At 36.2% G+C, this 13056-nt stretch carries 8 protein-coding genes, 6 tRNA genes, 1 riboswitch and 1 other annotated feature; of the genes, 10 read left to right on the top strand and 4 right to left on the bottom strand.

The annotated features are described in order from the left end of the window. From ACTQ45_RS04355 to ACTQ45_RS04325, 7 genes are all read left to right on the top strand, one after another. Positions 1 to 71 (top strand) — tRNA-Ile (locus ACTQ45_RS04355). Between the two features lie 43 nt (positions 72 to 114). Continuing rightward, positions 115 to 204: transfer RNA gene (locus tag ACTQ45_RS04350), tRNA-Ser, on the top strand. A gap of 34 nt (positions 205 to 238) precedes the next feature. Continuing rightward, positions 239 to 310: transfer RNA gene (locus tag ACTQ45_RS04345), tRNA-Glu, on the top strand. Positions 311 to 338: 28 nt separating this feature from the next. Then, positions 339 to 428: transfer RNA gene (locus ACTQ45_RS04340), tRNA-Ser, on the top strand. Positions 429 to 457: 29 nt separating this feature from the next. Beyond that, positions 458 to 530, top strand: a tRNA-Met gene (locus ACTQ45_RS04335). Positions 531 to 532: 2 nt separating this feature from the next. Next, positions 533 to 605 (top strand) — tRNA-Asp (locus ACTQ45_RS04330). Between the two features lie 261 nt (positions 606 to 866). After that, complete coding sequence (locus ACTQ45_RS04325; RefSeq protein WP_441763008.1) at positions 867 to 1454, top strand: acetate uptake transporter; 588 nt, start codon at positions 867 to 869, stop codon at positions 1452 to 1454. Between the two features lie 245 nt (positions 1455 to 1699). Here the strand turns inward: ACTQ45_RS04325 and ACTQ45_RS04320 are convergent, their stop codons facing one another. The 3 genes from ACTQ45_RS04320 to ACTQ45_RS04310 all read right to left on the bottom strand — a co-directional run bounded on the left by ACTQ45_RS04320 (position 1700) and on the right by ACTQ45_RS04310 (position 6110). After that, positions 1700 to 2560 (bottom strand): ABC transporter ATP-binding protein, encoded by an 861-nt coding sequence (locus ACTQ45_RS04320; protein ID WP_441763007.1) that lies wholly within the window; start codon positions 2558 to 2560, stop codon positions 1700 to 1702. Positions 2561 to 2579: 19 nt separating this feature from the next. Continuing rightward, positions 2580 to 5180 (bottom strand): hypothetical protein, encoded by a 2601-nt coding sequence (locus ACTQ45_RS04315; RefSeq protein WP_441763006.1) that lies wholly within the window; start codon positions 5178 to 5180, stop codon positions 2580 to 2582. A gap of 129 nt (positions 5181 to 5309) precedes the next feature. Continuing rightward, positions 5310 to 6110, bottom strand: coding sequence for a hypothetical protein (locus tag ACTQ45_RS04310; RefSeq protein WP_441763005.1), 801 nt, complete (start codon positions 6108 to 6110; stop codon positions 5310 to 5312). A 93-nt stretch (positions 6111 to 6203) separates the two neighbouring features. Next, positions 6204 to 6295, top strand: a riboswitch (SMK box riboswitch). On the opposite strand from ACTQ45_RS04310, the gene metK reads away from it, so the two are divergent. Then, on the top strand, positions 6293 to 7480 hold the full coding sequence (metK, locus tag ACTQ45_RS04305; RefSeq protein WP_441763004.1) for a methionine adenosyltransferase: 1188 nt from the start codon (positions 6293 to 6295) through the stop codon (positions 7478 to 7480). It overlaps the preceding riboswitch by 3 nt. A gap of 52 nt (positions 7481 to 7532) precedes the next feature. On the opposite strand, the gene ACTQ45_RS04300 is transcribed toward metK, so the two are convergent. Continuing rightward, the gene (locus ACTQ45_RS04300) at positions 7533 to 8099 is read right to left on the bottom strand and encodes a tRNA (mnm(5)s(2)U34)-methyltransferase (RefSeq protein ID WP_441750734.1); all 567 of its coding nucleotides are present in this window, start codon (positions 8097 to 8099) and stop codon (positions 7533 to 7535) included. 266 nt (positions 8100 to 8365) lie between these two features. Between ACTQ45_RS04300 and ACTQ45_RS04295 the strand changes: the two genes are divergently transcribed. Together ACTQ45_RS04295 and leuS are read left to right on the top strand one after the other, a co-directional pair. Continuing rightward, positions 8366 to 10255 carry a LysM peptidoglycan-binding domain-containing protein gene (locus ACTQ45_RS04295; protein ID WP_441763003.1) on the top strand — a complete coding sequence of 630 codons (1890 nt, stop codon included), beginning with the start codon at positions 8366 to 8368 and terminating at the stop codon, positions 10253 to 10255. Positions 10256 to 10290: 35 nt separating this feature from the next. Continuing rightward, positions 10291 to 10496, top strand: a binding site (T-box leader). 64 nt (positions 10497 to 10560) lie between these two features. Then, positions 10561 to 12978 (top strand): leucine--tRNA ligase, encoded by a 2418-nt coding sequence (gene leuS / locus ACTQ45_RS04290; protein WP_441763002.1) that lies wholly within the window; start codon positions 10561 to 10563, stop codon positions 12976 to 12978. The last annotated feature ends 78 nt before the right edge of the window (positions 12979 to 13056 follow it).

Genomic DNA, 13056 nt, shown 5'->3' with positions numbered 1-13056 from the left:
CCTGTAGCTCAGCTGGTTAGAGCGCACCCCTGATAAGGGTGAGGTCGATGGTTCGAGTCCATTCAGGCCCATTTAGCAGACTAAGGATAGACAAACCATTTGATCACTTAAGATGGGGAAGTACTCAAGAGGCTGAAGAGGCGCCCCTGCTAAGGGTGTAGGTCGCTTTATAGCGGCGCGAGGGTTCAAATCCCTCCTTCTCCGTAGTTTAACTGCTAGACAGCATTAATAAACACAAGGCCCGTTGGTCAAGCGGTTAAGACACCGCCCTTTCACGGCGGTAACACGGGTTCGAATCCCGTACGGGTCATGATTGAATAGAATAGCTCAGTCAATATGGAGGATTACCCAAGTCCGGCTGAAGGGAACGGTCTTGAAAACCGTCAGACGTGTAAAAGCGTGCAAGAGTTCGAATCTCTTATCCTCCTTACTAAGTTTACTTAGTCATTTAAATTATCGCGGAGTGGAGAAGTTGGCATCTCGTCGGGCTCATAACCCGAAGGTCGTAGGTTCGAGTCCTACCTCCGCAATTGGTCCGGTGGTGTAGGGGTTAACATGCTTGCCTGTCACGCAGGAGATCGCGGGTTCAAATCCCGTCCGGACCGTTTTTAGACTTACTTAGGTAGGTCTTTTTTTGTGTACAACTATATGAACCATTTGATATTGACTATTATTTATTAACTACACTACTATTTGCTATTATTTTTTTGCTTCAATTTATATAATATTTCGATATATATTTTTATAGAATAAAACATCAATAAAACGTTTTCGTTATATTTTGTTATCAATTTTGATTGACTCTTCAATGCATGCATGGGTATAATGTAAATCGTTGTGTAAATTATATTGAATGGAGATTGAAAATGGAAAAGAAGGTATTAGTTACAGAAATCACTGCGAATCCAGCACCGTTAGGATTGATGGGGTTTGGGATGACAACGATTTTATTGAATATTCATAACGCAGGTTTTTTCCCGTTAGATTCAATGATATTAGCAATGGGAATTTTCTTTGGTGGTATGGCTCAAGTTGTTGCAGGAATTATGGAGTTTAAAAAGAATAACACTTTTGGTACTACTGCATTCACTTCATATGGTTTTTTCTGGTTATCATTAGTTGCCCTAAACATCTTACCGGTAATGGGTTTAGGTGAAGCAGCTGATTCATTATCAATGGCAGCTTTCTTGTTTATGTGGGGATTTTTTACATTATTTATGTTTATTGCAACTTTACGTATCACTAAGGCACTTCAGGTAGTGTTTGGAACATTAACTTTATTGTTCTTCTTATTAGCAATTGGCAATTTTACAGGTTCTACTTTAATTTTGACTATTGCAGGTTATGAAGGTATTATCTGTGGTTTTTCAGCAATTTATGCCGCTATGGCACAAGTAATTAACGAAACTTATGGTAAGACTGTATTACCAATTGGCGAACTATCAGCTCACTAAAATATAAAATAACAAACATCCTTTCTCGCGCGAGTATATTTGCGTAAGAAAGGATGTTTTTTATTATAAGGGATTATTACAAAAGTTGATAGCCAACATAACGAGGCTTGATTCTTTACTATGTGATCAGTGATGTTGAATATGGTGACGAATGCTTGGTTCAAATCATTACATTGTAGAAAATTTGCTTTCTTCAGATAATAAGCAATCCTTTTTAAACTCTAGCAGCTTAAGATGACTGTGCTTCACTGTGCCTGATGATATAGTTCTCGATAGAGATTTTCACTACCAAACTGTGTTCTTTCGATATCTAAAATCTCAATAGCTTGTTGGTTTAATTCATAAATTAATGGATTTAATTGTTCTTTAGAAACAAGTAACTGATTATTTATCCTTTCTTCGACAGACATTTTTCTTAGTGTCTCTTTATCTGGAAGTTGAGAAACTGTGATTAAATAAGAATAGATTTTATACTTGGCAAGGTTGCGATATAAAATATCTCCATCTTTTAAGAAAAAAATGTTGCGAGTCATTCTGTCGATTTCATCCAAGTTATGAGAGGACAGAATGACTGTCGTTTTATTATCAGAGAGTTCTTCTATTAATTCGCGGATACGAATTAAACTCGTCGGATCAAGACCATTGAAAGGCTCATCTAATAAAAGAACTTTAGGATTATGTAATATAGCAGAGGCAAACAAAAGATGTTGCTTCATACCTAAAGAATACTCACCAACTTTTTTATGTAAGTAATCAAAATTACCAACTCTTCTAGAAATTTTTTCAATATCAGATGCCTTAATGTTTTGCGCATAAGCAACGTATGCTAAGTGGTCATATCCAGTTAAATAGGGGTACAAGACACTGTTATCTTGCATAAATCCTACTTTACGATACATGTCAGTTTCACTAAACGAAGTGTCTGCCATTACGACCTTTCCATTATCTAAAGGTATCAGTCCCATCATTGACGATAGAAGGGTAGTTTTACCAACCCCATTTGGGCCGACTAGGCCCACCATGTCACCATAATTTAGTTCAAAACTGATTTGATTGAGTACTGTTTTATTGTGATATGTTTTTGTTATATTTTGTGCGGATATCATATAGTCTGAGGTCTCCTTTTTAATTAGCCTTTTTACGAACGCGTAAGAAAGTTAATAGGCTGAGTATTAGGCCAAATACGAATTGTGAAGATACACCTGTTATCCAATTGAAATACTGATAGTTATGCGTAATAGATGATTCACCTGATAGAACATCTGCAATATTTAAGTAAGCAAAAGGTGAAAATTGTTGCAGTTGGTTAGGTATGTAATAGAAAAATACCATACCGATTCCTAAAAATAAGATACTTGTTGTAGCAACAAGCCATCTGTTTTTGATAGCTGTTGAAATGAAGTAAGTTAAATTGATTGCGACAAATGCATTTGATAGTAGAAGAGCTAGCCCCATCAGCACTAATTTCCATAACGGTAATATTTGAAAGTACTCATTGAAAGATGGAATGTTAAAATAGCTAAACTCATTGGAATCTCCGATACTTTTAGCAATGTATTGGATAAAAGGAAAATCCATTTGTCCTGGGCCATTGAATAAACTACCGATTGTGAATGTGATAAGTAAACTTAATAAAATAAATAGAAAAGTCATTGCGTATGCTACTTTTAGTTTAGTCGAAATAATTTGTACGAGCGTCTTAGGTTGAGTGACTAAGTAACGAATCGTTTGGCGATTATCTAATTCTGTCGCGTAGCTTGTCGCGAAGAATACAATGATTGTGATAAGTAGTATTAGGTATATCGAGTCAGTTAAAAGTGAAGCAGATAAATTTAGTCCACTAATATATTGATGTGGTTTTGAAACGGTTGTTAAATAATTTTCAAAAACAGCTTGATCAATACTTAAAGGAGGTTGATTCTCTCCACTGCGTGGGGTTTCTTCGTACTCAGGAATAAATAATGTATGGAAAGGCCCACCTAATGGAACGAAGTCAATCGAGTGTTTTTGCTTCCATTGGCTAAGTTCATAGTTGATATAAGCATTCGGAACGAAAATATGATGTCGCAAAGGAATTCTTCTAGAAAATTGAACCTCAGCTTTCCCCATAACGAAATGATAATCTTGTTCGAGACTATCTGTTGCTTCTTGATTAAATAATCGATAATCATTGGCTTTAATGTCGATAAGTTGTTGATTTATTATGGCATGATTTGCCAGTGTATCAGAGTAACTTTCTCTCAGATACTCCAATTGTTCTTCATATTGACGTCGGTCAAAATTTTGCAGTTCTTCATCAGCTAATATTAACTCGATAGAAGTAATAGACTCTTCAAATAATTGTTTTGTACGCGCTTGGTCTGCCACTGCTGCTTCATTTCTTTCCACTAGTGTACTTAAGTCATTAGTGTATTGTTGAAATTGAGAAATAGCGAGTGTCAATACAAAAGAAAACACTATTGCGAGACTATAAAACAAGAAGTTTTGTCGGCGTATTTTGAGCCATTCAAACTTAACAAAAAATAATTTATTTAATGAGTGTTTTTGCTTATAAGTATCTTTAAACGACCATGGCCGTAGATAAGCACCTTTTAAAAAGACAAAGAAAAATAATATTAAAATAAATATGACAAGCAAACTAGCTGTTAATACTAAGTGTAACCGTGAATTATGTATAATATGGTAATTGCTATTGAACCAAGCAAATGGATTGTAGAACTGAGAGTCTTTGTTATAAAGTTGATTGATTTGAATACCTGTTGTAAAAAAAGTAGCAAAAAGAAAAGAGACGAATAGCTCATTGCCAAAAATAAAGGCGAGAATGCTAATGAGTATCAAACTAAGCAAACTTAGTAGAATAAAACCGATGATTTGATAAGTAAAAACCTCCCATAATGGTTTCACTATAACGGATTCAGTGAGAGTGGAAACGATGGGATAATTTAACTGAGTAGTTAAAGGGTTCTCATCTAATAGAAGACTAAACATACCAAGAGTCAATAGACTCATGACGAGATAAATAACGAGCATTGAAATAAAAAGTTTTAACTTTGTAAATAAGACTTTTGCATACGGGATAGGTAGCACTCTAGAGAAATTAAACTGCTCACGTTTAGCTTCTAAGAAGGATTCTAATCCGAATAGATAGATAATCATAACAATCGCTGGAAGTCCTAAAAGGAGCTGGAAACTGTTAAACAAAACGAAAGCAGAATGGTTATCTGTTTCAAAATCTAAATGATCAATATTGTGCTCGATTAACCAATCTAACTTATAGGTGTCAGCGATTAGTTCATCATGATTTAAAGATCTTAAATTTTCACCGGCGTCGATAACCTTAAGTAAATTAAGCCAAATTTTCTGTTTTGATTGATTTAAGTCAGCCCAGTTTTCATGATACGCTGCGACGCTGTAATGAAATCTTTCACGCTCAGATGCATCCAATAAATCATAGATGTATTGCTGATGTTCAGTAAGCTCGTCAGGATTATTTGCTTGGTTTTGACTAGGGCCATAATAACCTCTTTGATCATTATATTCAGCGAGTCTCCAACTTAAATCACTAAGTAGTCTATTAGCAGTTTGTTGCTCTTGGCGTCTGAAATCTATAGATGAATTAGAACGGTAAGTATACAAACCGGCTGTTACGATAATGGGAACTAAAAACAATAAAATAATGAGTCGCTTATTCTGAATTTTTTTAAGTTCAAAGTAGAGAGCTTTCATAGACATCCCCTTTATTGATTGGATTATAAATATATTGAGTTGATGTTATCACTGTCATAATGAATATGCAAACGGTTTACTATTAAATTGTATAAAAAAAAGCCGTTGACTAAGTCAAAGGCTAATGATTTAAAAGACATAGCTCAAGCCATAAAGGATACTAAAAATTAGACTGATGCTACTGTAATAGTTTATTTTATTCTGTGCTTGTTTAGCTTGTTTGGTCACGACTAGAGTTGGCAGAATACTAACTGTCGTAATTAAGAAGAAAATGCTTTGGACCATGTAAAAAGTACTACTTGGTAGACAGAAGTAGACTGCTAGGCCAAGGGCAATGAAAGAAAAAATGACTGAAAGAATGGTACTGCCTTTCAACCAAAAGGCTATCTTTGCTTTTCCCAGTAATTGTTTTAATCGTGTGGTTTCCAATTGATTACCTGCTACAAAGAGTACAACAGGAATTAAAGCAATTAATATTTCTGGTGTAATACCATTAGTCTGGGTATAAAAGGCAATAACATTTAAAATAAAAGAATGGAAAAAGACATTAAGTAAATAATGATAGAATGTTCCAGTCATTTTATAGGGGAACCATTGAAGATGAATAAAAATTAAGTACATCGTCAGCAACAAACTGATGATTATATGTTGCTGCATAAAAAATATGACTGCACTTACAACCATGACCACTTCACATAAGTAGAGCAATACCATCGGTGTCGCGTCATCTCTCTTACGTGAATATTTCAAAAAGAAAAAGTGATCAATTAAATGGGCCATCGCAACGATAAGATAAAGTAACACAATATTTAGCCACTGGGGCTGACTGGTCATCGTTAACCCTGTAATCAATCCAAATCCAATAAAGGCTAGAGGTGATAATAAGATTTTAAGCAGGGGATGTTGTAAAAGTTTAATAAATTGTTTCATGCTATTTATACCTTTCGTTTGAAACCTTGTTTAAAATCACCAAGGATTTCTTCAATAAAACTACCTATATTGACTATATTAATGTATAATTAAGAACGTTACAACCAAAAGTTCCCGATAGGGTTCACTTGTCTATCAAGTGAAATTGCCTTGTAACCAAAATTTAATATGGGGGAAAAGAAATGAAAGAGAAAAAACTATTTACATCTGAGTCAGTAACTGAAGGGCATCCAGATAAAATTGCCGATCAAATTAGTGACGCAATCTTAGATGCAATCCTAGAACAAGATCCTTTTGCACGTGTGGCTTGTGAAACTGCCGTTAACACGGGGTTAGTTTTAGTATTTGGAGAGGTGACTACTACAGCGTACGTCGATATCCAACAAATTGTAAGAAAGAAAATCGCTGAGATTGGTTATGTAGGCCGTAAATATGGTTTCGATGCTGATAATGTTGCGGTGCTTGTCTCTTTAGACGAACAATCACCAGATATTGCCCAAGGAGTGGACGATGCTATTGAAACTCGAGGAACAGATGTAACTCAAAAAGAAATAGGCGCAGGCGATCAAGGGTTAATGTTTGGCTATGCCAACGATGAAACAGCGGAAATGATCCCATTACCAATTTCTTTAAGTCACCAGTTGGCTAAACGATTAACAGATGTACGTAAAGAAGGAATTGTTCCTTACTTAGGTCCAGACGGAAAAACACAAATTACTGTTGAATATAATGACGATGAATCTATTAAACGTTTAGATACAATTGTTATCAGTACTCAACATGATGAAGGTATTGAGTTAGAACAGTTACGTGCGGATGTGATTGAACATGTTGTTAAACCCATTATACCTAGCGAATGGTTAGACGACGATACGATTATGTATATTAACCCAACAGGTAAGTTTGTCATTGGTGGTCCAGTAGGAGATTCTGGATTAACCGGACGTAAAATCATTGTGGATACCTATGGTGGTTTTTCACGACATGGTGGAGGAGCGTTTAGTGGTAAAGACGCAACTAAAGTTGACCGTTCTGCCAGCTATGCTGCTAGATATATTGCCAAGAACATTGTTGCAGCAGGATTAGCTAAAAGATGTGAGATTCAATTATCTTACGCAATTGGTGTGGCAGAACCATTATCAATTGCCGCTGAAACTTTTGGAACAGGCACAGTCTCTGAAGCTGAATTAGTAGCAGCAATTCGCAAAATCTTTACGTTAACTCCAAATGGTATTATTAATATGCTCAATTTACGTCAACCAGTTTACGCAAATACAGCTGCTTATGGTCATTTTGGACGATTAGACCATGAATTTACGTGGGAACGTACAGATAAAGTAGAAGAATTAAAAGCTGCTTTTAATGCTTAATAAAAATAAAGCTTTTCAGTTAATTCTGAAAAGCTTTTTTGTATTGAGAAAATTATCTTTTCTCTATGATTATAACCATAGGAGGATTATTTCTCTGATTGATGAATTCATATTGTAAAACTTGAAAGTTTTCTTGTGGCCACGTGCTCAGTGCTTGAAAAAGGGATTCCTTCTCAGCTTGTCCAGCTGGATGACCAGAATAAACCACGATGATAATTTGGCCTTTTGTGACAAGGCGACTTCCCATCTCTTCAATGGCTAAAAGGGTAGAATTTGCTTGTGTTGTAATAGAATGATCGCCTCCAGGTAAGTAGCCTAAATTAAATATAGCACCATGGATTTGTTCGTCACTTTCTAAATAATCTGCTAGTTTGGCATGGGAATTTTGAATAAGTTGGTATTCCCCTTCAATACCATGCGTATAAATTCTTTCTTGAGTCGTTTGTATGGCAGCTTCTTGAATATCAAAACCTATCACTTTTCCTGTGAAATGAGGGTGGGTTAATACTGATATTAGGTCATTTCCTTTGCCAAGGGTAGCATCAATAAATGTACCGTTTGGAAACTGAGAAACGAGTGTACGTAGAAGCTCTTTGCTGTAGTGTAAGGCTTTTAACATTGAAATCTCCTTTAAATTTTATGGATTTTAGTAATATTTTATGTAATGTTAATCTTAGCATAAGGATGAAGATACTATTCTTTTATTGTGGTAAAGAAAATAATTTAGCTTGTGCACTATGTTACGTTATTGTTACATTTATTAAGACTAAACAAAAAGACTGATTTATTCAAGTTTTTTGTGTGAATGTTGACTATAATAACGGGTGTAGTTACAATTTTGGAATATTTTTACAGAATTAATTTGGAAACTGGGAGGTAAAATGAGTGATTAAAACGAGACAATCAGTCATAGAACGTAAAAAAGCAATGAAACGTTTAGACTCATCAAAAAAACTCATTATTAGAATCAATACAGGACTTGTATTGTTTTCAGCAAGTGCTGTATTAAACCAGTTGACTCCTGAAACACAGTCAACTACTGTTTATGCACAAAGTAATAGACTAAGTCCGTCAGAATTTCTTAAGAACATATCTGGTTACGCTAAAGATATTGCAGCAAAAAATGATTTGTATGCTTCTGTAATGATTGCGCAAGCAGCTTTAGAATCTGCTTGGGGTAATAGTACTTTAGCTCAATCACCAAACTATAACTTGTTTGGAATTAAAGGCGACTATAATGGAAATTCAATCCATGTAGAAACATTAGAAGATGATGGTTCAGGTAATTATTATACTATTACGGATGATTTCCGTAAGTACGAAAATTATGATCAATCATTAGGGGACTATGCGTCACTTTTAACCGGTGACAATGACCCATCTAGTTGGCGTTATGAGTTCTATTCTGGTACGCGTTACAGTAATACTGAATCGTATCAAGATGCCACTCAATATTTAACTGGACGTTATGCAACAGACACTTCATACGCAACAAAGTTAAATAAAATTATTGAACAATATGGTTTAGCTGAATTCGATATGAATGGTAATCCGGTAGCGCCTGAAACACCAGTTGAAGAAGTTCCAGCAAATCCGGAAGTTTCAGAAACACCATCAACGCCAGATTTACCATCAACTTCTGTTGGTAGTTACACAGTCAAAGCGGGAGATTCATTATATAGAATTGCCGCAAATCATGGTATTTCATTAACGCAATTGATGGAAGCTAATTCATTAACTTCTTACTTTATTGCGCCGAATCAAAAGCTAGTCATTCCTGGTGGAACAACAGATAATGAAGCGGCTGATACTGCACCTGAAGAAAGTACTAAGCCTGAAATTGATAATCCAGTGACAACTCATCCTTCTGCTCCAGCAGCAGGTGGATCTTATGTAGTTAAAGCTGGCGACAGCTATTGGGCTATTGCAAGTAAATATGGTGTTTCAATTGCTGATTTACAAAAATTAAACGGTACAACAAGCTTTTTAATTCACCCTGGTCAATCGTTGAAAGTGCCAGGAACAGGAAGTTCAACAACACCAGAAACAAATGTACCAGAAGCAACAACACCTGGTAACGTAGAAAATGGAACGGTCACACCACCGACAACACCCTCTACATCTGGGGCTTATTCAGTTAAAGCTGGCGACAGTCTTTATGCCATTGCATCAAAACATGGGATGACATTAAGCCAACTTAGAGAATTAAATAATTTATCTGGTAGTTTAATTTATCCAGGTCAGTCATTGAAAGTAAGTGGAGCGACAACAACTCCGTCAACAGCTGCACTTGAGGTAAGTACACCAGAAACATCTGTTCCAACGACTCCATCAACACCTGAAACTAGCACGCCAGTTACAAGTTCAGGAACGTATACAGTTCAACGTGGAGACTCATTATACGCAATTGCAACTAAACATGGTATGTCATTAAGTCAGTTACAATCACTAAACGGCTTATCTGGATATTTAATTCATCCTGGTCAAGTATTGAGTGTATCTGGAACAGCTGCTGTACAAACACCAGTTGAAACTATAGTTGAAACTCCAGAAACTCCAGTAGCTACACCTGAAGTTGAAGTAACAACACCAGTTGAGACAGCACCGGTCGAAAGTGCACCAAGTGAAAATACATCTAGTGTAGGGACACATGTTGTTCAAGCAGGCGAAACACTATATGCTATCGCTCAAAAACATGGTGTAGATGTTCATAAACTAATCGCAATTAATGGCGGTAATAACATCTTAGTTGGACAAGTTATCAGCTTGAATTAAGGGAGTAAATTTGTTATATTAGTCATATAATAAATGACTTCGTTAGGAATAGTAGAATTAGAATCTGTTTAGAGAGCTTATGGTTGGTGAAAATAAGTCAGATATCTATCTTGAACTCGTCTAACTTGTTTCTTGCTTGAAATTAATAGTAGAGTGAGACGTCTTACTGCGTTAAAGTACTAAGGTTATTGTTTATACAATAATAAATTTAGGTGGTACCGCGAAAAAATTCGCCCTATATTGTTTAGTTATGCTAAATGATATAGGGCTTTTGTTTTGAAAAAAATTAACTGGAGGCTTTTATAGTGACTTATCAACATCGAATAATAGAGAAAAAGTGGCAGGCTTATTGGGATGAAAATAAAACATTTAAAACTAAAGAAAGAGAAGGGAATCCAAAATTCTATGCTTTAGATATGTTCCCTTATCCATCTGGACAAGGATTACACGTTGGTCACCCAGAAGGCTACACTGCAACTGATGCTATTGCACGTATGAAGCGTGCTCAAGGTTATGATGTATTACATCCAATGGGATGGGATGCATTTGGTCTACCAGCAGAGCAATATGCTTTAGATACGGGTAATGCACCTGCAGAATTTACTGCGACAAACGTAGCAAACTTTAAGCGTCAAATTAAAGAGCTTGGTTTTAGCTATGATTGGGACCGAGAAATTAATACAACTGATCCAGAATTTTACAAGTGGACTCAATGGATTTTCTCGAAAATGTATGAGAAAGGCTTAGCTTATGAAGAAGAAGTTGCTGTTAACTGGTGTCCGGCCTTAGGAACGGTTCTTTCGAATGAGGAAGTTGTAGATGGGGTAAGTGAACGTGGTGGACATCCGGTTTATCGTCGTCCGATGCGTCAGTGGGTCCTAAGAATTACAGCTTATGCGGAACGACTATTAGACGATTTGGAAGATTTAGATTGGCCAGAAAGTCTAAAAGCCATGCAAAGAAATTGGATTGGTAAATCAGAAGGTGCTTTAGTTAACTTCCAAATTATTGGGCACGATGCATCGGTTCAATCTTATACAACGCGTCCAGATACCTTATTTGGTGCAAGCTATGTTGTATTAGCACCAGAACATGAACTTGTAAAAGAAGTGACAACAGCCCAGCAGCAAGAAGCAGTTGAAGCATATGTTAAATCCGTTGCAACAAAAAGTGAGCTTGAGAGAACATCGTTAAACAAAGAGAAGTCTGGTGTATTTACTGGAGGATATGTAGAACATCCAATTACTGGCGAAGCATTGCCAATTTGGATTGCGGACTATGTTCTTTCATCTTATGGAACAGGTGCAGTAATGGCAGTGCCTGCTCATGATGAACGTGATTTTGAATTTGCAACATCCCATGAATTACCAATCATCAAAGTGATTGAAGGAGAAACCGAAGGTTCTGGTGCATATACTGGAGACGGTAATCATTTTAATTCAGATTTCATCAATGGTATGAATAATGATGATGCAATCGCAAAAATGATTGAATGGTTAACAGACAATAATAAAGGTGAACATCAAGTAAACTATCGTTTACGCGATTGGTTGTTCTCACGTCAACGTTATTGGGGAGAACCTATTCCAGTCATCCATTGGGAAGATGGTACGACAACTTTAGTTCCAGAAGAAGAATTACCAGTTAGACTGCCAGAAGCAACTGAAATTAAACCTAGTGGGACAGGTGAATCACCATTAGCAAAAATTGAAGAGTGGGTTAACGTCGTTGATCCAATTACTGGAATGAAAGGTAAACGTGAGACACATACAATGCCTCAATGGGCGGGTAGTTCTTGGTACTTCTTACGTTTCATCGATCCTCATAATGAAACTCAAATCGCAGATCCAGAAAAATTAGCCAAATGGCTTCCAGTCGATCTGTATATTGGTGGAGCAGAACATGCCGTTCTTCACTTATTATATGCGCGTTTCTGGCATAAATTTTTGTATGATTTAGGCGTTGTCCCTACTAAAGAGCCATTCCAAAAGTTATTTAATCAAGGAATGATCCTAGGTGAAAATAACGAGAAAATGTCTAAATCTAAAGGGAATGTTGTGAATCCTGATGACGTTGTAAAAGAGTATGGCGCTGATACATTACGAGTTTATGAGATGTTTATGGGACCATTGGATGCTTCAATTGCATGGAGCGAAAATGGCTTAGAGGGTAGCCGTCGATTCTTAGATCGTGTGTGGCGCTTACTAGTTAACGAAGAAAAAAACGAGATCAGTGCAGCGATTCAAGATAGTGAAAACAAAGAATTGACTCGTGTGTATCATCAAACTGTTAAAAAAGTAACAGAAGACTTTGATAATTTACATTTCAACACTGCTATTTCACAACTGATGATTTTTCTAAATGCAGCCAAAGATCAAAGTGTGTTACCACGTGAATATGTTGAAGGGTATGTTAAATTACTTTCACCATTGGCGCCGCATTTGATGGAAGAACTCTGGGAGATGTTAGGGCACACAGAAAGTCTTTCAGAAGCATCATGGCCAACCTTCCAAGAGGAATTAACCGTAGAAAGTACCGTAGAAATCGTTATTCAAGTAAATGGAAAAGTGAAAGTAAAACTTGAAATCGAATTAGACTTGGCGAAAGAGGAAATGGAAAAACTTGCATTGGCTGATGAAACAATTCAATCTGAGATTGAAGGTAAAACAGTCCGTAAAGTGATTGCTATTGAGAATCGTCTGGTCAATATCGTGGCAAATTAAAGAAGCCACTGCTCTTGTTTAGCATCTTTCTTGAAATAAGTTATAATAAGTCTATGTCTCGAGAATGCTAAAGAAGCA

It is taken from the genome of Fundicoccus sp. Sow4_D5, assembly GCF_052116365.1.
GTDB lineage: Bacteria > Bacillota > Bacilli > Lactobacillales > Aerococcaceae > Fundicoccus.
This window is presented reverse-complemented; position numbering and strand designations above follow the sequence as displayed.